General features: G+C 73.0%; 20 protein-coding genes. 6 read left to right on the forward strand and 14 right to left on the reverse strand.

What is annotated here, in order from left to right; genetic code table 11:
* On the forward strand, positions 1-1197 hold a 1197-nt coding region (locus tag QZX64_RS12720; protein ID WP_295660424.1), incomplete at its 5' end, for a hypothetical protein.
* A 98-nt stretch (positions 1198-1295) separates the two neighbouring features.
* Positions 1296-2384: a Glu/Leu/Phe/Val dehydrogenase gene (locus QZX64_RS12725; protein WP_295660426.1), complete on the forward strand. Its 1089-nt coding sequence runs from the start codon at positions 1296-1298 to the stop codon at positions 2382-2384.
* A gap of 57 nt (positions 2385-2441) precedes the next feature.
* On the opposite strand, the gene QZX64_RS12730 is transcribed toward QZX64_RS12725, so the two are convergent.
* The 3 genes from QZX64_RS12730 to purF form a co-directional block, all read right to left on the reverse strand.
* Positions 2442-2624 (reverse strand): DUF3073 domain-containing protein, encoded by a 183-nt coding sequence (locus tag QZX64_RS12730; protein ID WP_295660429.1) that lies wholly within the window; start codon positions 2622-2624, stop codon positions 2442-2444.
* Between the two features lie 166 nt (positions 2625-2790).
* Positions 2791-3876, reverse strand: a complete 1086-nt coding sequence (purM, locus tag QZX64_RS12735; RefSeq protein WP_295660432.1) for a phosphoribosylformylglycinamidine cyclo-ligase — start codon at positions 3874-3876, stop codon at positions 2791-2793.
* 11 nt (positions 3877-3887) lie between these two features.
* Complete coding sequence (purF, locus tag QZX64_RS12740) at positions 3888-5396, reverse strand: amidophosphoribosyltransferase (RefSeq protein WP_295660479.1); 1509 nt, start codon at positions 5394-5396, stop codon at positions 3888-3890.
* Between the two features lie 250 nt (positions 5397-5646).
* On the opposite strand from purF, the gene QZX64_RS12745 reads away from it, so the two are divergent.
* Positions 5647-7407, forward strand: coding sequence for an ATP-binding protein (locus QZX64_RS12745; RefSeq protein ID WP_295660435.1), 1761 nt, complete (start codon positions 5647-5649; stop codon positions 7405-7407).
* Between the two features lie 37 nt (positions 7408-7444).
* Here QZX64_RS12745 and QZX64_RS12750 read toward each other — a convergent pair whose 3' ends face one another.
* From QZX64_RS12750 to QZX64_RS12760, 3 genes are read right to left on the reverse strand one after another with little or no spacing between them, the layout of a single operon-like run.
* Positions 7445-8791 (reverse strand): dipeptidase, encoded by a 1347-nt coding sequence (locus QZX64_RS12750; RefSeq protein WP_295660438.1) that lies wholly within the window; start codon positions 8789-8791, stop codon positions 7445-7447.
* Between the two features lie 45 nt (positions 8792-8836).
* Entirely contained in the window at positions 8837-9619 is a 783-nt protein-coding gene (locus QZX64_RS12755; protein ID WP_295660441.1) for a GNAT family N-acetyltransferase, read from the reverse strand.
* A gap of 10 nt (positions 9620-9629) precedes the next feature.
* Positions 9630-9965: a sterol carrier family protein gene (locus QZX64_RS12760; RefSeq protein WP_295660444.1), complete on the reverse strand. Its 336-nt coding sequence runs from the start codon at positions 9963-9965 to the stop codon at positions 9630-9632.
* Positions 9966-10168: 203 nt separating this feature from the next.
* Here QZX64_RS12760 and QZX64_RS12765 point away from each other — a divergent pair, with 203 nt between their 5' ends.
* Positions 10169-11407 (forward strand): MFS transporter, encoded by a 1239-nt coding sequence (locus tag QZX64_RS12765; RefSeq protein ID WP_295660447.1) that lies wholly within the window; start codon positions 10169-10171, stop codon positions 11405-11407.
* Between the two features lie 3 nt (positions 11408-11410).
* Here QZX64_RS12765 and QZX64_RS12770 read toward each other — a convergent pair whose 3' ends face one another.
* Both QZX64_RS12770 and purL read right to left on the reverse strand, forming a co-directional pair.
* Positions 11411-12232: an alpha/beta hydrolase gene (locus QZX64_RS12770; protein WP_295660450.1), complete on the reverse strand. Its 822-nt coding sequence runs from the start codon at positions 12230-12232 to the stop codon at positions 11411-11413.
* A 4-nt stretch (positions 12233-12236) separates the two neighbouring features.
* On the reverse strand, positions 12237-14501 hold the full coding sequence (purL, locus tag QZX64_RS12775; protein WP_295660454.1) for a phosphoribosylformylglycinamidine synthase subunit PurL: 2265 nt from the start codon (positions 14499-14501) through the stop codon (positions 12237-12239).
* Positions 14502-14665: 164 nt separating this feature from the next.
* On the opposite strand from purL, the gene QZX64_RS12780 reads away from it, so the two are divergent.
* The gene (locus tag QZX64_RS12780) at positions 14666-16018 is read left to right on the forward strand and encodes a glycoside hydrolase domain-containing protein (RefSeq protein ID WP_295660457.1); all 1353 of its coding nucleotides are present in this window, start codon (positions 14666-14668) and stop codon (positions 16016-16018) included.
* 51 nt (positions 16019-16069) lie between these two features.
* On the opposite strand, the gene purQ is transcribed toward QZX64_RS12780, so the two are convergent.
* The 6 genes from purQ to QZX64_RS12810 are packed head-to-tail and all read right to left on the reverse strand — an operon-like array spanning position 16070 to position 20169.
* The gene (gene purQ, locus QZX64_RS12785) at positions 16070-16738 is read right to left on the reverse strand and encodes a phosphoribosylformylglycinamidine synthase subunit PurQ (RefSeq protein WP_295660460.1); all 669 of its coding nucleotides are present in this window, start codon (positions 16736-16738) and stop codon (positions 16070-16072) included.
* Positions 16735-16989: a phosphoribosylformylglycinamidine synthase subunit PurS gene (purS, locus tag QZX64_RS12790; protein ID WP_295660480.1), complete on the reverse strand. Its 255-nt coding sequence runs from the start codon at positions 16987-16989 to the stop codon at positions 16735-16737. Before purS ends, purQ begins: the two co-directional genes overlap by 4 nt.
* Positions 16990-17033: 44 nt before the next feature.
* Positions 17034-17234 carry a hypothetical protein gene (locus tag QZX64_RS12795; RefSeq protein ID WP_295660463.1) on the reverse strand — a complete coding sequence of 67 codons (201 nt, stop codon included), beginning with the start codon at positions 17232-17234 and terminating at the stop codon, positions 17034-17036.
* Entirely contained in the window at positions 17234-18793 is a 1560-nt protein-coding gene (locus tag QZX64_RS12800) for a long-chain fatty acid--CoA ligase (protein ID WP_295660466.1), read from the reverse strand. Before QZX64_RS12800 ends, QZX64_RS12795 begins: the two co-directional genes overlap by 1 nt.
* A 36-nt stretch (positions 18794-18829) precedes the next feature.
* Positions 18830-19276: an SRPBCC family protein gene (locus tag QZX64_RS12805; RefSeq protein ID WP_295660469.1), complete on the reverse strand. Its 447-nt coding sequence runs from the start codon at positions 19274-19276 to the stop codon at positions 18830-18832.
* Positions 19273-20169, reverse strand: coding sequence for a phosphoribosylaminoimidazolesuccinocarboxamide synthase (locus QZX64_RS12810; protein ID WP_295660473.1), 897 nt, complete (start codon positions 20167-20169; stop codon positions 19273-19275). The genes QZX64_RS12805 and QZX64_RS12810 overlap by 4 nt, the downstream gene beginning before the upstream one ends.
* Here QZX64_RS12810 and QZX64_RS12815 point away from each other — a divergent pair.
* Positions 20168-20680, forward strand: a complete 513-nt coding sequence (locus tag QZX64_RS12815) for a hypothetical protein (protein ID WP_295660476.1) — start codon at positions 20168-20170, stop codon at positions 20678-20680. The two genes, QZX64_RS12810 and QZX64_RS12815, sit on opposite strands and share 2 nt — an antisense overlap.
* The last annotated feature ends 356 nt before the right edge of the window (positions 20681-21036 follow it).

A 21036-nucleotide genomic window follows, 5' to 3' on the forward strand; every position in this document is an offset into this window, starting at 1 on the left:
GCGGCGACCGTGGAGGTCGACGGCGACGCCGCCCGCCTCGCCATGGTGGCCGGGGACGGCACGGTGCTCGCCGCCGCGTGGGCCGGCGGCGCGCTCGGCCTGACCGTCCGCACGGCGGGCGGGCAGGTGAGCACGCACCGCAGCAGGCGGATGGGCTCGCTCCGCACGGCGCCGGGGGCGATCGGCCTCACGCTCACCGGCGGCCACCTCACCGCCTGGTCCCGCGACGCCGACGCCTGGGTGGTGCGCGGCCGCGTCCACCTCCGCGGGCTGGTCGACACCCACGACGAGCGCTGGCTCGCCTCGCTCGCGCTGGAGCATGACGGCGGCCGGGTCGAGCACGGCACCTTCGGCCAGCTCGGGCTGCGCGACACCCGGCTGGTCACGCACGCCGACGGGTCGGCGTACTCACCGGACGGCTGGGTGTGGCTGACCGCGACCGCCGCCGGCCCCGGCTTCTTCGACACCGCGCACACCGGTCTCTGGCGGCTCGAGCCGACGACCCTGGCGCTGGAGCACCGCGCGCACCTGTTCTTCCGCCGCCCCGACCGCCCCGGCGTGTACGGCGACCACGCGACGCACCTGGTGCGCGAGGGCGAGGGGTGGCTGGTGGCCACCAGCACCTGGGGCGACTTCGACCGGCGCACGCCCGTGGTCGGCGTGACCCTGGCGCGCACGGACGCCGACCTCACCGCAGGCAGCCACGTGCTCGACACCGCCGCGCTGGACCTGCCCGTCGACGGACTGCGCTCCCGGGGCCAGTGGGACCCCCACCTGGTGCTCCACGACGACACCTGGCACGTCGGCTTCGCCTCGGCCCGCAGGTTCTTCCGCTTCCACCCGGCGCTGGCGACCGGTCCCGCCCTCGACCGGCTCACGCTGCGGGCTGCCGCCGCCGACCGCACCTCGACCGAGGGGACCACCCTGCTCCGGCTGCCCGACGGCTCGCTCCGGGTGCTGGCCAGCGACGGTCGCGACGGGCGGCGTCGACAGCGCGGGCGGTTCCCGGTCTTCGACCTCGACCTCACCGAGGTGGGCGCGCTGGACGCGCCGTACCCCACGAACATCCCGTGGCCGACCCTCGTGCGCACCGGGGCCGGCTGGCTGATGCTGACCTTCGACGCCACGGGCACGGGTGGCCCGCTGCCCGGCTACGGCACCCACGGCGACCTCGTGGTGATGCGCGGTCGTCCCTGAGCCGCCGATACCCTGGTGACGAGCGCCACAGCACCCCCGTGGCACCACCGAGAGCCGCCCCACCCCCGTGGCCGACGACCAGAGAGTAGGCACCACCCATGTCAGCACCCGCCTCCGGAGACGTCTTCGAGCAGGGCAGCGAGCACGAGCAGGTCGTCTTCGCCAACGACCCCGCCACCGGCCTCCGGGCGATCATCGCCCTCCACTCGACCGCGCTGGGTCCCGGTCTCGGCGGCACGCGCTTCCACCCCTACGCCTCGACCGCGGAGGCGCTCACCGACGTCCTCAACCTCTCCCGCGGGATGACCTACAAGAACGCCCTGGCGGGCCTCGACCTCGGCGGCGGCAAGGCGGTCATCATCGGCGACCCGCGCACCGACAAGTCCGAGGCGCTGCTGCGCGCCTACGGCCGCTTCGTGCAGTCCCTGAGCGGCCGCTACCTCACGGCCTGCGACGTCGGGACCTTCAGCGAGGACATGGACCACGTCGCGAAGGAGTGCTCCTACGTCACCGGGCGCACCGTCGCCCACGGTGGCGCGGGCGACAGCTCCGTGCTCACGGCGTACGGCACGTTCCAGGGCATGCGTGCCGCCGCCGAGGCCGTGTGGGGCGAGCCCACGCTCGGCGGCCGCACCGTCGGGGTGGCGGGTGTGGGCAAGGTCGGCCGGCACCTCGTGCGCCACCTGATCGAGGACGGCGCCACCGTGGTGGTCACCGACGTGCACGCGCCCTCGGTCGAGCAGGTTCGCGACGAGTACCCGCAGGTCCGGGTCGCCGGGTCGACCGAGGAGCTCGTCGCCGGAGAGCTCGACGTCTACGCGCCCTGCGCGCTCGGCGGCGCGCTGACCGACGAGGTCGTCGAGGTGCTCGCCGCGAGGATCGTCTGCGGCGCCGCCAACAACCAGCTCGACCATCCGGGCATCGAGAAGTCGCTGGAGGAGCGCGGCATCCTCTACGCCCCCGACTACTGCGTGAACTCCGGTGGGGTGATCCAGGTCGCCGACGAGCTCGAGGGGTTCTCCTTCGAGCGCGCGGAGCAACGCGCCACGGGCATCTTCGACACCACCCGAGCGGTGTTCGAGCTCGCCCGCTCCGAGGGCGTGGCACCCGCCATCGCGGCCGACCGGCTCGCCGAGCGCCGGATGCGAGACGTCGGACGCCTCCGCGGCATCTACCTCAGGGACTGAGCCGGTCCGGCTCCACCGATGGGACCCGGTGGGGCCGCCGACCCGGCTCGGGCGAGATCAGTCGCGCGAGGGCTCGATGACGTCGGACCACTTCTCGAGCACCTCGGGATCGACCTGCTCGGTCTTGCCGGTGTCACCGTGCAGCTCACTGGCGAGCGCCCCGAAGTCCGTCTCGTGCGTACGGTACTTCAGGTCGCGCGCGACCTTCGTCTGCTTGGCTTTAGCTCGGCCGCGCCCCATAGGGTCAGCCCCCTCGCAAGTCGGCCGGGGCACCATGGCTCCCGGGCTATCCATAAGATTTGTCGTGAGGGCAACGCTACCTGCTGCCTGGCTGTTCCCGCACACTCGGGCGCGGTTTCGTGGCCCGGAGACCCACATTTCTGCCGCAGCGCACGCCGGGGTCCGCTCAGGCGGGGTGGTCGCCGGTGAGCCGGACGCGTCCGGCGTCGTCACCGGAGGCCGCCGACACCTCGCCGGCGGCCCAGGCGATGATGCCGTGACCGGCGAGCACCTCGACCGCGTCGGCCACGTCGCCGGCGGGGAGCAGGGCCACCATGCCGACCCCGCAGTTGAGGGTGGCCTCCAGGTCGTCGCGGGACACCTGGCCGGCCTGCGCCACCACGTCGAAGATCGGCTGGGGGCTCCACGAGGCACGGTCGACGCTGGCCGTCAGCTCCACCGGCAGGACCCGCTCGAGGTTGGCGGCCAGCCCGCCGCCCGTGACGTGCGACATCGCGTGCACCGACGTGCGGGACGCCAGGTCGAGGCAGGCCTTGGCGTAGATCCGCGTCGGCACGAGCAGCTCGTCGCCGAGCGTCCGGCCGAGGTCCGGCACGTCTCGGTCCAGCGCCCAGCCGGCCCTCTCCAGGAGCACGTGGCGCACCAGCGAGTAGCCGTTGGAGTGCAGCCCGCTGGACTCCATCGCCAGCACCACGTCGCCGGGTCGGACCCGGGCCGGGCCGAGCAGGCGGTCGGCCTCGACGACGCCGGTGGCCGCGCCTGCCACGTCGTACTCGTCGGGGCCGAGGAGGCCGGGGTGCTCGGCGGTCTCGCCGCCGATGAGCGCGCAGCCGGCCGCCACGCAGGCCTCGGCGATGCCCTTGACGATGGCGGCGACACGCTCGGGCACCACCCGGCCGGTGGCGATGTAGTCGGTCATGAACAGCGGCTCGGCGCCGCACACGACGAGGTCGTCGACGACCATGCCGACCAGGTCGAAGCCGATGGTGTCGTGGCGGTCCATCGCCTGGGCGATCGCCACCTTGGTGCCGACGCCGTCGGTGGACGTCGCGAGCAGCGGCCGCTGGTAGCGGGTCAGTGCGGAGGCGTCGAAGAGGCCGGCGAACCCGCCGAGCCCCCCGATCATCTCCGGGCGGCGGGCCTTCTCGACCCACCCCTTCATCAGCTCGATCGCGGTGTCGGCCGCCTCGATCGAGACGCCCGCCTCGGCGTACGCCCCGGAGGCCGGCCGGTCGGTCGGGGACTCGCTCACGGGCGCTCCAGTCACGGGTTGTTGAGGACGGGCAGCTGCGCCGCGGTCAACGTCGACTCGAGCAGATGCTTGCCGAGGCGCGACTCGTCGGGCAGCGGGATCGGGTACTCGCCGGTGAAGCAGGCGGTGCACAGCCGCTCGGTCGCCTGGCCGGTCGCGTCGACCATGCCGTCGAGGGAGATGTAGCCCAGGGAGTCGGCGCCGATGCTGGCCCGGATCTCCTCGATGGCCAGCCCGTTGGCGATCAGCTCGGCACGGGTGGCGAAGTCGATGCCGTAGAAGCACGGCCACTTCACCGGCGGGGAGGAGATGCGCACGTGCACCTCGGCCGCCCCGGCCTCGCGCAGCATGCGCACCTGGGCGCGCTGGGTGTTCCCGCGCACGATCGAGTCGTCGACCACGACCAGCCGCTTGCCGCGGATCATGTGCTCGAGGGCGTTGAGCTTGAGCCGGATGCCGAGCTGGCGCAGCGTCTGGCTGGGCTGGATGAAGGTGCGGCCGACGTAGGAGTTCTTGACGAACCCGATACCGAAGGGGATGCCGCTCTCCTCGGCGTACCCGGTGGCGGCCGGGGTGCCGGACTCGGGCACCGGCATCACCATGTCGGCGTCGACGGGGAACTCGCGCGCGAGCTGCCGGCCCATCTCGACCCGGGCCTCGTGCACGCTGCGGCCGGCGATCCTGGCGTCGGGGCGGGCGAGGTAGACGTACTCGAAGACGCAGCCCTTGCGGTCGGCCTCCGCGAAGCGGCGCGACACCAGGCCGTTCTCGTTGATGACCAGCATCTCGCCGGGCTCGACCTCGCGCACCACGCTGGCACCGATGGTCGCCAGGGCCGCGTCCTCGCTCGCGACGACCCACCCACGGTCGAGGCGGCCCAGCACGAGCGGGCGGACGCCTTGCGGGTCACGGGCGGCGAAGAGCGTGTCCTCGTTCATCCACACGAAGGAGAAGGCGCCCCTCACCTTGGCCAGCACCTCGGCGGCCCGCTCCTCCAGGGAGGTGTCGGGGTGGCGCGCCATCAGCGCGGTGACGATGGCGGTGTCGTTGGTGGGGGCGTCGTCCATCCGCACGTGCAGGTCGAGCTCGTCCTCGAACGCCTCGACCTCCGCCATCTCGGCGAGCTCGGCGGTGTTGATCAGGTTGCCGTTGTGGGCGAGCGCGATGGAGCCGTCCTGCGTGGGGTGGAACGTCGGCTGCGCGTTGTGCCACGTGGAGGCGCCGGTCGTGGAGTAGCGGGCGTGTCCGATGGCCACGTGTCCCTTGAGGGAGGCCAGGGTCGACTCGTCGAACACCTGCGAGACCAGGCCCATGTCCTTGTAGACGAGGATCTGCCGCCCGTTGCTCACCGCGATGCCGGCCGCCTCCTGGCCCCGGTGCTGGAGCGCGTAGAGGCCGAAGTAGGTGAGGTTGGCGACGTCCTCGCCAGGGGCCCAGACCCCGAAGACGCCACAGGCGTCCTGGGGTCCGCGGTCGTGGGGGTCGACGGCATCGGTGAGGCGGCCATCGCCGCCGCGCACTCTGCTGGACTGCGGCACCCCGCAAGTCTAGGGGTCGGGCGCCACCGGGTCGCATCGTGGCGCCGCCGCGTCCGTCCGCTGGACGTCCGCTGGGACGTCCGCACCGTTCTGGACCACCCGGCCGGCGCACCCCACTTCGGGGGGAATACGACCCCGTCCACTGTGTCGCCCCCTAGACTCTCGTGTGCTTGGGGTGGGCGGGGGCCCACGAGCGGCGGCTGCCGCGGCCCGACGCGACTGGGGGGTGTACATGGACGACGGCACACGCATGCCGGTGGTTCACGATGCCCTCCAGCTCATCGCCGACGGCATCACCGAGCTCATGGGCTTCGAGGTCGCGGTCATCAACATCCTCGACGAGGACGACGGCCGGCTGGTCACCGTGGCCGTGGCGGGGAACGACGACGCCCGCGAGCTGCTGCTCGGCGCCCGGCAGCGGACCTCCTCCATCGAGGCGGAGGTCGCCCGCTCCGACCCCTGGGGCATGTTCCGCTTCGTGCCGGCCGAGCGCGCCACCGACGAGCAGCTGGCGATCTCCTGGGTCCCCGAGATCGACGTCGTTGACGGGCCCGACGCCTGGGACCCCAACGACTTCCTCTTCGCCCCGCTCTACGGCGACGACGGCAACATCGTCGGCACCCTCTCCATCGACGTGCCCACCGACGGTCGGCGACCCGACCACGCGAAGCGCGCGGTGCTCAACAAGTACGCCGCGCAGACCGGTCAGGCGGTGCTCACCGAGGTGGCGCGCCGGCGCCTCGAGGAGCAGGTCCGGCTCGCGACGGCCGCGCGCAAGATCGTGCGCGACGTCAGCTCCGAGCTGACGGTCGAGCGCATCATGGAGGTGTCGCAGTCGGCGATCTCGTCCGGGCTGAGCGCCGTCGGCCTGTGGATCCACACCTTCGACGAGGACGGCGAGGGGCGCACGGCGATGTACAGCAACGCCGGCACCGACGTGAGGATGCCGCCCGAGCTGGCGCGGATGAGCCGTGCGGCCGGCGAGCTGCTGTGGCGGGCGCAGGAGGTCGCGATCATCGGGCACGACCGGCCCACCCCGCCCATCATCAGCGCCGACCAGGAGGCGTTGGTCTTCGAGCTCCTCGACGGGCTCGGCGTCAGCTCGTTGCTGTTCGTGCCGCTCGGCGCGGGCCGCGAGTGCCTGGGCACCCTGGTGCTCACCCGACGCAGCTCCGACGCCGAGTGGTCCTCGGTCGAGACCTCGACGGCCCTCGACATCGGCCACGACCTCGGCCGGGCCCTGCTCAACGCCCGCAACTTCGAGCGCGAGCAGCAGCTCGTCTCGGAGCTGCGTGAGCTCGACACCTACAAGAGCCAGCTGATCTCGACCGTCGCCCACGAGCTGAAGAACCCGCTCACGTCCATCCTGGGCCACGTCGAGATGCTCGAGTCGGCGACCGACATGCCCCCGAGGACTCAGCGCTCGGTCGGCTCGATCGAGCGCGGCGCCGTGCGCATGGAGCGGGTCATCGAGGACATGCTCATGCTGGCCAAGGTCGGCGACCCGGCCAACGCCCTCATCGCGGCCCCGGTCGAGATGGGCCGGCTCGTCGAGGACGCCCTCGACCTCGTGTCGCTCACGGCCAGCCGCAAGGGCCTGGCGGTCATCTACGACCCGCCCACCGAGCCGGTGGTCGCGCTCGGCGACAGCAGCGACCTCGACCAGGTGTGCGCCAACCTCATCAGCAACGCCGTCAAGTACACCCCGGACGGCCGGGCGGTGACCGTGCGCCTGGATCGCCGCGGCCGCGACGTCATCCTCACCGTCTCCGACGAGGGCCTGGGCATCTCCGACGCCGACCAGCAGCACCTGTTCGAGGAGTTCTTCCGCTCGAGCAACCCCGAGGCGGTGGCCCAGCCCGGCACGGGCCTCGGGCTCACGATCGCGAACCGCATCGTGATGCGCCACGACGGCCGCATCGAGGTCGAGTCCGAGCTCGGCAAGGGCACGACCTTCCGGGTGATCCTGCCGGCAGCCAGCGTCCCGGTCTGAGGATCCGCCCCCGGCCTCGGACGTCAGCCCCCAGCCCTCAGCCCTGCACCAGGTTCTGCAGCATCAGCGCCTCCGCCAGGACCACGCGCTCGAACTCCGCGAGGTGCAGCCCCTCGTTGGCCCCGTGGGCGCGCGTGTCGGGGTCCTCGACCCCGGTGACCAGCACGCTGGCCTGCGGGAAGGCCTCCAGGAACTCCGCGATGAACGGGATCGAGCCTCCGACGCCCATGTCGATCGGCTCGGTGCCGTCCCAGGCGGTGGCGAACGCCCGCCGGGCCGCGTCGTACGCCGGGCCCTGCGCGGAGATGGCGGTGGCCTCGCCGGTGTCGACCACCGTGAAGACCAGCTCCGCGCCCCAGGGCAGGTGCTCCTCGACGTGGGCACGCAGGCACTCGACGGCGTTGGCCGTGGTGTCGCCGGGCGCGACGCGCAGGCTGATCTTGGCGCGGGCGGCCGGCACCAGGGTGTTGCTGGCACCGGTGACCCTGGGTGCGTCGAGGCCGGTGATGGAGAGCGACGGCTTGGTCCACAGGCGCTCCACGGCGCTGCCGTCACCGATCCACTCGATCCCGGGCACGGCTCCGGACTCCGCGCGCAGCCGCTCCTCGGGGTAGGTCACGTCGGCCGCGGGACCCGAGCTCAGGCCGGCGACGGCGACGTTGCCGCGGTCGTCGTGGAGGCTGGCGATGACCCGGGACAGCGCGATGATGGCGTCGGGCACCAGGCCGCCCCACATCCCGGAGTGCACCGCGTGGGTGAGCGTGCGCACCTCGATGTCGGCACGCACCAGTCCGCGCAGGCTGGTGGTGAGGGCGGGGACGCCGATGTCCCAGTTGCCGGAGTCGGCGATGACGATGACGTCGGCGGCCAGCTCCTCGTGGTGCTCGCGCAGCAGCGGCACCAGGGTCTCCGAGCCGATCTCCTCCTCGCCCTCGATGAAGATGACGAGGTTGACGGGCAGCTCGTCGCCGAAGATCCGCGCGGCGGCCAGGTGGGCGGCGATGCCCGCCTTGTCGTCGGCCGCGCCACGCGCGTAGAGGCGGCCGTCGCGCTCGGTGGGCTCCCACGGCGGGGAGTCCCAGTCGGAGTGCTCGTTCTCGGGCTGCACGTCGTGGTGGGCGTAGAGCAGGACCGTCGGGGCACCCTCGGGGCCGGCCTTGCGGGCGATGACGGCCGGGGCGCCGCCGTCGGCGCTGGTGATCTTCGCGGCGAAGCCCTCGGCCTCGAACAGCGCCCTGACCGCCTCCGCGCTGCGCTGCACCTCGCCCGCGCGGGCGGGGTCGGCGCTCACGGACTGGATGCGGACGAGGTCCTCCAGGTCGCTGCGGATGCCGGGGAGCACGGACTGGGCACGGTCTCGGAGATCGCTCTCGCTCAACGCCATGGCGTCACCCTAACCGGGGGCGGGAGAGGGCCGCGGGCCTGCCCGTCACCGGCTCTGCGAGAGCTCCGTGACGTGCTCGACGACCTGGAAGCCGAGGGCCCGGTAGACACCGATCGCCTCGCCGTCGGGATCGGCCACCATCACCAGCGTGGAGGCGCCCAGGTCGGTCAGGCCGTGCGTGGCGAGGCGGTGCACGAGCGTGCCGGCGTATCCGCGCCGCCGCGCGTCGGGGTGCGTCTCGACGGACTGGAAGCGGGCGTTCGTGTCATCGGTGCGGAAGAGGCCGGCGGTGGAGACCAGCGTGTCGGTCTCGAACGCGCCCCAGCGGGCGCCGTGCCCCTGCTCGGCCAGCGCCTTCTCCTGGGCCACCTTGCCGCGGGCGAAGGCCAGGAGCCCCTCACGCTCCTCGCCGGGGTTGCTCGCCAGCATCAGGTCGACGCGCTGCTCCCAGTCGTCGTCGGACTCCAGCGGGCGGTACGTCGCGCCGTCGGCGGGGCGGGCGGGCTCGACGACGGCGGCGGCCGTCATGACGACGCCGAGGTCGACCCTCAGGCCCGCCTCGGCGAGCTCGGTCACGTCCTGCGGCTCGGTGCCGTCGAGGCCGACCGCCCGGTGCCGGGCCTGGGGGAACTCCGCGTCGAAGGCGGCCAGCACCTCCCGGGCGCCGCCGGGATACGGCGGCCGCGCCAGCAGCAGGAAGCTGCCCCAGTGGTAGGCCGGGTTCGCGGGCGTGCGCACGACCAGGTGCGTGCCCCGGTCCTCGACCTCGCTGCCCGAGAGCTCGAGCAGGCGGACGTGGGTGCGGAAGGCGAGGGAGCGCAGGTGCATGCGCCCATCCTCACGCAAGCGGGAGGTAGGGCGTCAGGTCGGCCCGCTCGCCGCTGGCCCGGACGCGCCCGGCCTCCTCCGCGGCTGCCCATCCGAGCGTGCCGGTCGCCAGGGCGAGCCAGGTCTCGGCGTCCATCTCCACCACGGCAGGCGGCGTGCCGCGGGTGTGGCGGATCCCCTCGACGACCTGGACGGCGGCGTACGGCGGCACGCGCACCTCCACCGACCGGCCCGGCGCCCGCTCGCCCAGCACGGCCAGGAAGTGCTTGGTCAGGGCCCGCACGTCGTCCCCCGCGAGCGCGGCCTGCAGCTCCTCGTCGCCCAGCCGGCGCAGCCTCGGGGCCATCAGCGCGCCACCCGGCGCACGAGACGCCCTCCCCACGGCGGTGCTTCCCGCTTGCCGAGCCGGGTCGTTGGTGTTTCACTCACCACTCCAGTATCAGGGTGTCTCGGGAGGGCCCATGACCGGGACCGGTCGTCACCGGCGGCTCACGGGGCCTCGCTGCCCCGCCGGGACCCCGCACGCGCGGGGAGCGGTGCGCTAGTCGCATGCCCGGCTTCCGCTCCCTCGCCGCCAACCGCGACTTCACCGTCCTGTGGGTCGGCGAGACGGTCAACCAGCTCGGCAGCCGCGTCTCCGTCTTCGTCTTCCCGCTGCTCGCCTACTCCCTCTCGGGCTCGGTCCTGGTGGCCGCCTGCGTCGAGGCGGCCCACCTCCTCGGCACCGCGGTCGTCCTGCTGCCGGCCGGGGCCCTCGCCGACCGGATCGACCGCCGCGTCCTGATGCTCGCGGCGAGCGGCTCGGGCGCGCTGCTCTACGCCTCGCTCGTCGTCGCGGGCCTGCTCGGGACGCTGACGATCCCCCACCTCGCCGTGGTGGGCCTGCTGACAGGGGTGACCGCGGGCGTCTTCGGCCCCGCCCAGATCTCCGCGGTCCGCTCCGTGGTGTCGACCGCCGACCTCGCCACCGCCCTGAGCCAGAACCAGGCACGCCGGCACGTCGCCTCCCTGCTCGGTGGTCCGGTCGGCGGCGCGCTCTACTCGCTCTCGCGCTGGGCGCCGTTCGCCTTCGACGCCCTCACGTTCGCCATCTCCTGCCTCACCCTCACCCGCATCCGCACCGACCTGTCGGCACCGCCGCGCGCAAGCCGCACGCGGGTCGTGACCGACATCGCCGAGGGCATCTCGTTCATCCTGGCGCGGCCGTTCTTCCGGGTGCTGATGTCGTGGGCCGCGCTGGTCAACCTGGTCACCAACGCGCTGACGTTCGTGGTGCTGCTGCGGATGATCCAGGCGGACTTCCCACCGGCCCAGATCGGCCTGGTCGAGACCGCGGCGGGCATCGGCGGCATCCTGGGCGCCCTCGCCGCGCCGTACGTCATCGACCGGGTGCCGACCGGCGCGCTGACCGTCGGCGTCTCGTGGGCCCTGGCGCTGCCGCTGGTGCCGATGATCTGGTGGGCCAACCCGCTGGTCGTGGGCGCGTGCTCGTTCTTCTTCCTGTTCCTCAACCCGATCGGAAACGCCGGCATCGGTGCCTACCGGCTGGCGCTCACGCCCGAGCACCTGCAGGGGCGCGTCACGGCGAGCGCGCAGTTCCTCGCGGTCGCGCTCATGCCCCTGGCTCCGCTGCTCGGGGCGGCCCTGCTGCACCGCTACGGCGGCGAGTGGGCGGTCACGGTGCTGCTGGCGGCCACGCTGGCGCTGGCCGGCTACCTGACGGCCAGCAAGTCGGTGCGGGGAGTGCCCCGGCCCAGCGAGTGGCGCCAGCAGACGCTGGCGGCCTGAGGGTCACAGCCCCTCGAGGATCCCCACCGTGCGTCGCCACGCCTCCGAGCCGGTGTCGGCGACGACGAAGTGGTCGCCGTCGACCAGCACCGCCTCCGCCCTCGCGCCGGCCGTGCGGGCCCGGTCGACGTAGTCCAGCGACTGGGAGGGCGGCACCAGCGTGTCGTCGCGCCCGTGCACGCACCACAGGGGTACGTCGAGCGGCAGCTGCCGCGCGGGATCGGCGAGGTCGTAGTCGGGGCCTGGCGGACCGCCCATCAGGGCGAGCGCCGCACCGTCGCCGAGGTCGGCCCCGACGGCGGCGACCAGGTCCAGGACGCCGGCCAGGGAGACGACCTCGGTGACCTGCACCGTGGTCGGCCACCGGTCGAAGCGGCCGCGCGCGGCCGCCCAGGCGGCCAGGTGACCACCGGCGGAGTGGCCCAGCGTCACGACGCGGGCGGTGTCGACATCGAGATCGGCCAGCCTCTCGATCGCGGCGTGCACGTCGTCGAGCGTGGCGGGGAAGCCGCCGCCGGCTGCGACGCGGCGGTACTCGATGTTCCAGGTGGTCCAGCCGCGGTCGGCGAGGTCCTCGGCCAGGGGCCGGATCAGGTCGAGGCCGTAGGCGGCCTTCCAGAAGCCGCCGTGGACGACCACGACCACGCCGCGCGACTGGCCCTGCGGCCGGGTGAGCTCACCGAGCTGCACCGGGTCGTCGCCGTAGGTGATCGTCTCGACGCCCGTCATGGCCGACTCCTTGTCTGCGGCGCAACCGGCCACCAGCGCCGCGGCAGCCGCCGAGGCGAGCAGGACGCGGCGGCTGGCCCGAGGAGAGGGCGCCACGCCGTCATCCGAGCACCGCGGGCAGGGTGGCGCTCCACGCTTCCCGCAGCTCCGTCAGCGGCACCGTGAGCTGGTCCTCGACCGACAGTCCGGAGCCGCCGGTGCGGCCCAGCGGGGTGAGGGGCACGCCGTGCCGGTGCGCCAGCTCGACCAGTGCGTCGGCGTCACCCTCGGCCACGGTGACGACCGCGCGGGCCGCGGACTCGCCGAAGAGGTCGGTGAACGGGTCGCCGGGCAGGGCGACCGACGCCCCGACGTCGTGGCGCAGGGCCGCTTCCACGAGGGTCTGGGCGAGCCCGCCGTCGGAGACGTCGTGGGCGCTGGTCAGCAGGCCGACGCCCTCGACGAGGACCTCGGCGAGCGCCCGTTCGGCGGCCAGGTCGACCTCCGGCGGCAGGCCGCCGAGGTGGTCGTGCACGACGTGCGCCCACTCCGAGCCCGACAGCTCCTCGCGGCTCTCGCCCAGCAGGAAGATCCGCTCGCCCTCGCCGGCCCAGGCCGACGGCGTACGGCGGGTGACGTCGTCGATGACGCCCAGCACGGCCACCACCGGCGTGGGCAGGATGGCGGTCTCGCCGGTCTGGTTGTAGAGGCTGACGTTGCCGCCCGTGACGGGGATGCCGAGCTCGAGGCAGGCGTCCTTGAGCCCGCGACAGGCCTCGGCGAGCTGCCACATGACGCCCGGGTCCTCGGGCGAGCCGAAGTTCAGGCAGTCGGAGACGGCCAGCGGCCGCGCGCCGCCGGTGGCCACGTTGCGGTAGGACTCGGCCAGCGCCAGCTGGGCGCCGGTGTAGGGGTCGAGGCGGGCGAAGCGGCCGTTGCAGTCGGTGGAGACCGCGACGCCGAGGTTGGTGGACTCGTCGACGCGCACCATGCCGCTGTCGGAGGGCTGCGCGAGCACGGTGTTGCCGCGGACGTAGCGGTCGTACTGGTCGGTGATCCACGACTTGTCGCAGAGGTTGGGGCTGGCGACCATCCGCAGCAGCGTCTCGCGCAGCTCGTCCCCGGTCTGCGGGCGGGTCAGCTTCTCGGCCACGTCGGCCTGGAGGGCGTCCTGGTCGGCCGGCCGCGTGGACGGGCGCCGGTAGGTGGGGCCGTCGTGGGCCACGCTGCGCGGCGGCACGTCGACCACGCGCTCGCCGTGCCAGTCGATCTCGAGGCGGCCGGTGTCGGTCACCTCGCCGATGACCACGGCCTCGACGTCCCACTTCTCGCAGACGGCCAGGAACGCCTCCACGTCGCCCGGCTCCACGACCGCCATCATCCGCTCCTGCGACTCGCTCATCAAGATCTCCTCCGGAGCGAGCGTGGAGTCGCGCAGCGGCACCCGGTCGAGCTCGACGTGCATGCCGCCGTCGCCGGCGCTGGCCAGCTCGGAGGTCGCGCAGGAGAGGCCGGCGCCGCCGAGGTCCTGGATGCCCGCGACCACGCCGGCCGCGAAGAGCTCCAGGGTGCACTCGATGAGCAGCTTCTCCATGAACGGGTCGCCGACCTGCACGCTGGGCCGCTTGGCCGGGCCTCCCGCGCCGGAGGTGCCGTCGGGGGCGGCGTCGAAGGTCTCGCTGGCCAGCACCGAGACGCCGCCGATGCCGTCGCCGCCGGTGCGGGCGCCGTACAGCACCACCCGGTTGCCGGCACCGCTGGCCTTGGCGAGGTGGAGGTCCTCGTGGCGCAGGACGCCGACGCAGAGAGCGTTGACGAGCGGGTTGCCGAGGTAGGTCTCGTCGAAGACGGCCTCGCCGCCGATGTTGGGCAGGCCGAGCATGTTGCCGTAGCCGCCGACGCCGGCCACGATCCCGGGCAGCACGCGGTGGGTGTCGTCGGCGTCGAGGGGGCCGAAGCGCAGCGGGTCCATCACCGCGACCGGCCGCGCACCCATGGCCAGGATGTCGCGCACGATGCCGCCGACCCCGGTCGCGGCGCCCTGGTAGGGCTCGACGTAGGACGGGTGGTTGTGGCTCTCGACCTTGAAGGTGACGGCGTAGCCCTGGCCGATGTCGAGGACGCCGGCGTTCTCGCCGATGCCGGCGAGCATCGCGCCGGCCGGCGTCTCCTGCGGGATCTCGCCGAACTGCTTGAGGTGCACCTTGCTCGACTTGTAGGAGCAGTGCTCGCTCCACATCACGGAGTACATCGCCAGCTCGCTGCTGGTCGGCCGGCGGCCCAGGATCTCGCGGATCCGGGCGTACTCGTCGGACTTCAGCCCCAGGTCCGCCCAGGGCTGGTCGGCACGGGGATCCTCGGCGGCGACGGAGACGGTGTCCAGCACGCCGTCAATCTACCGGCAGCCGGGACCGGCCCCGACCACCGGTCGCGCGGTGGGAGCGGGCCGTCGACCGGTTCCCATGAACCTGTGACGGAAGTGATCGGTGAGGCTATGGTGATGCCGACCGTGACCCCCAGGCGGCTTCCCCCGTCGTTGGAGCAATCCCGATGCGCTTTCCCCGTCGAATCCTCTCCGTCCTCGCCCCGGTGGCCGGGCTGGCCCTCACCGCCGGTCTCCTGACCGCCGCCACCGCACCCGCCGGCTCGGCACCCGCCCGGCGCGACAACGTCGTGACCCCCGGCGACTTCACCGGCTACGGCTTCGACCAGTGCGTCACGCCGGACCAGAGGAAGATGGACGCCTGGCTGCGCCACTCCCCCTTCCTGGCCGTCGGCATCTACATCTCCGGGGACTCCCGCGCCTGCCGCGAGCAGCCCAACCTCTCGCCCGCCTGGGTCTCCACCCAGCTCGCCGCCGGCTGGCGGCTGCTGCCCATCGCGCTCGGGCCGCAGGCGTCCTGCCAGCCGCGGTTCCCCCGATACCAGGACGACTTCAAGATCAACCCCAGCTCCGCCCCGGCCGGCACCTACGTCGTGGCGCAACGACAGGGCGCCACCGAGGCCGACAAGAACGTCGACGACGCGCTCGTGCTCGGCATCGCCCCCGGCAGCACGATCTGGTACGACCTCGAGGGCTTCGACCTGACCAACACCGCGTGCCGCGAGTCGGCGCTGCGCTTCATCCACGGCTGGACCACCCGGGTGACCGCGCGCGGGTACGTCGCAGGCATGTACTCCAGCGCCTCCTCGGGCATCAAGATGCTCGACGACGCCCGCGTGCAGCGGCCCGGCCAGTTCAACCTCCCGTCCCGCATCTGGATCGCCCGCTGGGACGGCATCCCCAACACCTCGACGTCCTACATCCGGGAGGACGGCTGGCGCCCGGGCGGCCGCATGAAGCAGTACCGCGGCGGTCACGACGAGACCTGGGGCGGCGTCACGATCAACATCGACAGCAACTACCTCGACCTCGGCCGCGGTTCGGTCGCCGACCCCGAGAGCTGGTGCGGTGGGCTCAAGACGACCTACCGGAACTACCCGCGCCTGACGAGGACGAAGGCGAAGGCGAGCCGCGTCAAGGTGCTCCAGTGCTTCCTCACCGCCCGCGGGATGTACGCCGGCAAGGTCAACGGCCGCTACAACAAGGCGACGCGGAGCGGGGTCGTGCAGTGGCAGACCGCTCGCGGCGTGAGGGTGTCGAAGAAGTTCACGCGCCGCCACTGGGTGTCGTTCCTCGCCGACGGCTCCGCGCCGGTGCTCAAGGTCGGCTCGGCCGGCGCCGACGTGCACCGGCTCCAGCGGGCCCTCAACGCCGCGGGCCGTGGGCTGCTGCCCGGCACCGGCGTCTACGACCTCCGCACCGAGGCCGCCGTCCGCGCCTACCAGCGGGCCAGGAGCCTGTCGGTGACGGGCACGACGACACCCGAGGTGTGGGCGGCCCTGGCCGCCGGCCGGAGGTAGCCGGGGTCAGTCGTCGGCGACCGGCCCGAGCTCCATGCCGCTCTCCCGTGGTCAGGCGAAGGCCGCCACGGCCAGGCCGGTGAAGAACGCCAGCCCGTCGGTGCCGGGCCCGGTGAGGTCCTCGACCGCGTGCTCGGGGTGCGGCATCAGCCCCACGACGTTGCCGCGCTCGTTGGTGATGCCCGCGATGGCGCGCAGGGAGCCGTTCGGGTCCTCGCCCAGGTAGCGGGCCACGACCAGGCCCTCACCCTCCAGCCGGTCCAGGGTGGGCTCGTCGGCGACGTACCCGCCCTCGCCGTTCTTGAGCACGATCGTCACCTCCTGGCCCTCGGTGAAGCCGCCGGTCCAGGCGGTGCGGGCGTTCTCGATGCGCAGCCGCTGGTCGACGCAGGCGAACCTGCGGTGGTGGTTGCGGATCAGCGCGCCCGGCAGCAGGTGCGACTCGCAGAGGATCTGGAAGCCGTTGCAGATGCCGAGCACCGGCATGCCCTTGCTCGCGGCCTCGACGACCTCCGTCATGACCGGCGCGAACCGCGAGATGGCGCCGCAGCGCAGGTAGTCGCCGTAGGAGAACCCGCCGGGCAGGACCACCGCGTCGACGCCCCGGAGGTCGTGGTCGCCGTGCCAGAGCGCGACGGCCTCGTGCCCGCCGAGGCGTACGGCGCGCTGCGCGTCGGCGTCGTCGAGCGAGCCCGGGAAGGTGACGACCCCGACCTTCATGCCACGGTCTCCCCGACGCGCACGGCGTAGTCCTCGATGACCGGGTTGGACAGCAGCGTCTCGGCCATCCGCCGGACCTCCGCCAACCGCGCCTCGGTGGCCTCGCCCTCGACCTCGATCTCGAACCGCTTGCCCTGCCGGACGTCGACGACGCCCTCGAAGCCCAGGCGCGGGAGCGCGCCGTGCACGGCCTTGCCCTGCGGGTCGAGGATCTCCGGCTTGGGCATGACGTCGACGAGGTAGCGGGCCACGAAGGTCTCCTGGCGGATCTGGGGGTGGGGAGGCACCGCAGAGTCTAGTGGCCGCCCGGGCGACCACGGCGCTGTGCCCCCACGATGATCAGCGCGACCCCCAGGCCCGCGACGAGCGGGCCGATGATCGCCCAGGTCGACTCCCCCGACATCGCGCTGCCGTCGAGCCAGCCGAGGCCCTGGGCGGTCCACACCCCGCCCATCAGCAGCATCACGCCGCCGAGGGCCACGATCAGGAGGCTCATCAGCTGAGCTCCCGCTTGAGGATCTTGCCCGTCGCGGTCATCGGCAGGGAGTCGACGAAGACCACCTCGCGGGGGTACTTGTAGGCCGCCATCTGCTCCCGGGACCACTCGACGAGCTCGTCCTCGGTCACGGTGGCATCGGGGGTGCGGATCACGTGCGCCTTGATCTCCTCGCCGTGCCTCTCGTGCGGCACGCCGATGACGGCGGCCAGGCTGACGCCGGGGTGGCTGATGAGGACCTCCTCGACCTCGCGCGGGTAGACGTTGAAGCCGCCGCGGATGATCATGTCCTTGGACCGGTCGACGATGTAGTACCAGCCGTCGGCGTCGCGCCTGCCGAGGTCGCCCGAGCGGAACCAGCCATCCTGGATCGCCTCGTCGGTGGCCTCGGGCCGGTTGTGGTAGCCCTTCATGATGTTGGGTCCCTTGATGGCGATCTCGCCGACCGCGTCGGCGCCGTCCTCGACGTCGTCCCAGGTGCCGGCCTGCAGCAGCCTCATCTCCACCCCGGGGATGGGCGTGCCGATGGACCCGACCCGGGCCGGCTGGCCGTACGGCGAGAAGCTGGCGACCGGCGAGGTCTCCGAGAGCCCGTAGCCCTCCAGGATGGTGACCCCGAAGCGCTTCTCGAACTCCTTGTGGACCTCGACCGGCAGCGCCGAGCCGCCGGCGGCGGCGACCCGCAGGTCGGCGGCGAGCTGCTGCACGTCGACGCCGGAGGCCTCGAGGGCGCCGAGCAGGCCCCAGTACATGGTGGGGACACCGGCGAAGAAGGTCACCCGCTCCGTGGCCATGGTCCTCAGCGCGGCGTCGGCGTCGAACCGCGGGAGCATCACGACGGTGCCGCCGAAGGCGAACGCGCCGTTCTGGATGACCGTCTGCCCGAACGAGTGGAAGAGCGGCAGGACGCACAGGTAGGTGTCCGGGCTCTCGGCGTCCGCCCCGAAGAGGTCGGTGCCCGCCAGCGCGTTGGAGAGCATGTTGCGGTGCCGCAGCTCCGCGCCCTTGGGCTGGCCGGTGGTGCCGGAGGTGTAGAGGATGACGGCCGTGTCGTCCTCGTCGACGGCGACGGTCTCGAACGCCGGCGACTGGCCGGCCAGGGACCGACCGAGGGTGTCGGTGCCCTCGATCGGCGACTCGGCGGCCGGGTCGACGGTGATGACGAAGAACTGCTCGCAGCTCTCGGTCTGGGTGAACCCCTCGTGGCCGGCCCGGCCGATGGGCAGCTCGTCGGTGCCCTGGAAGCAGAAGTACGCCTTCGCCCCGGAGTCGGCGAGGTGGTAGGCCACCTCGCGACCCTTGAGCAGCACGTTGAGCGGCACCACGACCGCCCCGGCCTTGAGGATCCCGAAGTAGACGATCGTGAAGTAGGGCAGGTTGGGACAGCTCAGCGCCACCTTGTCGCCCCGACCGATGCCGCGCGAGACCAGCAGGTTGGCGACCTGGTTGGCCGCACCGTCCACCTGGGCGTAGGTCAGGCGCGTGTCACCGAGGACGACGGCCTCGCGCTGCGGGTAGTTCTCGGCGGAGCTCTCGAGCAGCTGCGAGAGGTTGTCCACGGGCTCTCCTCGGGTCGGTGCGGGTGCTCGTCGAACCTAGCCGCCCGGGCCCCGGGTGGACAGCACCCGACCAGCCCGCCGGAGGTCGGACGCGGCCACCCGGCCGGCCAGCCTGGCGGCTGCCGCCGCGACGTACCGCAGCGGGCCCCTGCCCGCCATCTCCCCCTCGACCTCGATCCGGCACCCGCCCGGGCGTGCCTTGAAGCGCAGCACGAGCGTGCCGTCGATGCCGCCCGTGCGGGCGCTCTCGGCGAGCACGCGGTAGGGCACGAGCTCGGTGATCGCCATGGCGGCGCGCAGCCCCACCACCGTCGTCTCGTTCCAGCACATGCCGACGTGCGGCTCGGCGTCGACGTCGTCGAGCCGCACCGACATCAGGGAGGACTGCCACTCCGGCCGGTTGCGCGGGTCGGCGAGGTAGCGGAAGAGGACCTCGGGCGGGTGCGGCAGGTCGACCACGCAGCCGAACCGCGAGCCGCTCACAGCGCCGTCCCGGTGAGGAGCTCGTACGCCGCGAGGTAGCGTTCGCGGGTGCGCTCGACGACCTCGACGGGCAGCGGCGGTGGGGGCGCCTGGGAGCTGCGGTCCCAGCCGGAGGCGGGCGAGGTGAGCCAGTCGCGCACCACCTGCTTGTCGTACGACGCCTGGGGCCGGCCGGGCTGCCACGCGTCGGCGGGCCAGAACCGGCTCGAGTCGGGTGTGAGCACCTCGTCGGCCAGCACGATCGTGTGGTCGGGGCGCCGCCCGAACTCGAGCTTGGTGTCGGCCAGGACGATGCCGCGCTCGCGTGCGACGTCCTCGGCCCGGCGGTAGACCGCCAGGGTCAGCGCGCGCAGCTCCGCGGCGGCGTCGTCGCCGACCTCGCGGACGACCGCCTCGAAGTCGACGTTCTCGTCGTGGTCGCCGAGGGCCGCCTTGGTGGCCGGGGTGAAGATCGGGTCGGGCAGCCGCGAGCCGTCCTCGAGCCCCACCGGCAGGGGGTTGCCGCAGACCTCGCCGGACCGCCGGTAGTCGGCCAGTCCCGAGCCGGTCAGGTAGCCGCGGGCCACGCACTCGACCGGGAACATCGTGAGGCTCTCGCACACGACCGCGCGCCCGGCCACGGAGGCGGGCACGTCGGTGGAGAGCACGTGGTGCGGCACCAGCGTCGAGAGCTGGTCGAACCACCACAGCGACAGGGCGGTGAGGATGCGGCCCTTGTCGGGGATCTCGGTCTCGAGCACGTGGTCGAAGGCCGAGATCCGGTCGGAGGCGACCATCAGCAGCGCACCGGCGTGCTCGCCCCCGTCGAGGACGTACAGGTCGCGCACCTTGCCCGAGTGCAGGTGCGTCGCCCCCTCGATCGCCGGGGCCGGTGGGAGCGAGACATCGGGCATGGCGGCACCCTATCCGCGCCGTGGCCACGTCGGCACCGCGCACCGGGGCCTGGGGACCACGGTCCCCGGCGCCCGCGAGATGCAGGTCGACCTCTCCGGGCTCGACGGCTTCGTCGCGCTGGTGCAGCGCGCGAGCGACGACCCCCGGGCCGTGACGTCGAGCGCGGGCCTCGACAGGATGCGCGCCCGGCCGCTGCTGTCGCGGGAGGAGCGCCGGGTGCTCGAGGAGCTGGACGAGAAGGGCGGGCGCGACGACGACATGACGACCCTGGTGACGAAGGTCAGGGACGGGAAGGTCACCTGGGAGGCCGTCTTATCCGGAAAGTCCGAGCACGGGGCCCTGCTGCAGCCCATGCTCGCCCCCGCCTCGTGGCCGAGCACGAGCTCGTCCTCGCCGAGGCCTGAGAGGAGGACCTCATCGACGAGGAGGAGGGCAGCAACGTCTGACGTCGACGGCGAGCGCGACTGCGCACCGGGCTTGGTGCGCGAGTCCCTCCGGGCTGACCACTAGTTGAGCGCGAACAGCGCCGGCGATGAGCCCTCGGGGTCGCTGGTTGAGGGGAGACGGACTGCCGACGACGGGCCTTTGGTCGCTGGTTGAGGTCCGCGGAGCTTCAGCGACGAGCGCCGAACGCACAAGCCAGACGATTCCTCGTCCACAGGTCGTCCTCCGCACGCCCGGAAACGTCGGTGGTGCCTGGTTGAGTTCTCCTATGGCCACCACGACGAGCGAGCTTCCCGACACCGCGGCTGCGGTGCTCGGCTACGCCCGCTCACGCCGTGCCGCTGCCGATCGCGCGGAGGCCGACCTGCTGGTGGCGGCGTGCCAGTGGGCCGACCTCCACCCCGCCACCGAGGACTCCGCCG

The organism is uncultured Nocardioides sp. (assembly GCF_902805925.1).
Lineage (GTDB): Bacteria > Actinomycetota > Actinomycetes > Propionibacteriales > Nocardioidaceae > Nocardioides.

Coding starts and splice junctions, on each gene's coding strand:
- QZX64_RS12725 (WP_295660426.1), top strand. CDS start 1,296: ATGTCAGCACCCGCCTCCGGAGACGTCTTCGAGCAGGGCAGCGAGCAC.
- QZX64_RS12730 (WP_295660429.1), bottom strand. CDS start 2,624: ATGGGGCGCGGCCGAGCTAAAGCCAAGCAGACGAAGGTCGCGCGCGAC.
- QZX64_RS12815 (WP_295660476.1), top strand. CDS start 20,168: ATGGCGGCACCCTATCCGCGCCGTGGCCACGTCGGCACCGCGCACCGG.
- purQ (WP_295660460.1), bottom strand. CDS start 16,738: ATGAAGGTCGGGGTCGTCACCTTCCCGGGCTCGCTCGACGACGCCGAC.
- QZX64_RS12780 (WP_295660457.1), top strand. CDS start 14,666: ATGCGCTTTCCCCGTCGAATCCTCTCCGTCCTCGCCCCGGTGGCCGGG.
- QZX64_RS12795 (WP_295660463.1), bottom strand. CDS start 17,234: ATGAGCCTCCTGATCGTGGCCCTCGGCGGCGTGATGCTGCTGATGGGC.
- QZX64_RS12750 (WP_295660438.1), bottom strand. CDS start 8,791: ATGGCGTTGAGCGAGAGCGATCTCCGAGACCGTGCCCAGTCCGTGCTC.
- QZX64_RS12760 (WP_295660444.1), bottom strand. CDS start 9,965: ATGGCCCCGAGGCTGCGCCGGCTGGGCGACGAGGAGCTGCAGGCCGCG.
- QZX64_RS12810 (WP_295660473.1), bottom strand. CDS start 20,169: ATGCCCGATGTCTCGCTCCCACCGGCCCCGGCGATCGAGGGGGCGACG.
- QZX64_RS12745 (WP_295660435.1), top strand. CDS start 5,647: ATGGACGACGGCACACGCATGCCGGTGGTTCACGATGCCCTCCAGCTC.
- QZX64_RS12755 (WP_295660441.1), bottom strand. CDS start 9,619: ATGCACCTGCGCTCCCTCGCCTTCCGCACCCACGTCCGCCTGCTCGAG.
- QZX64_RS12765 (WP_295660447.1), top strand. CDS start 10,169: ATGCCCGGCTTCCGCTCCCTCGCCGCCAACCGCGACTTCACCGTCCTG.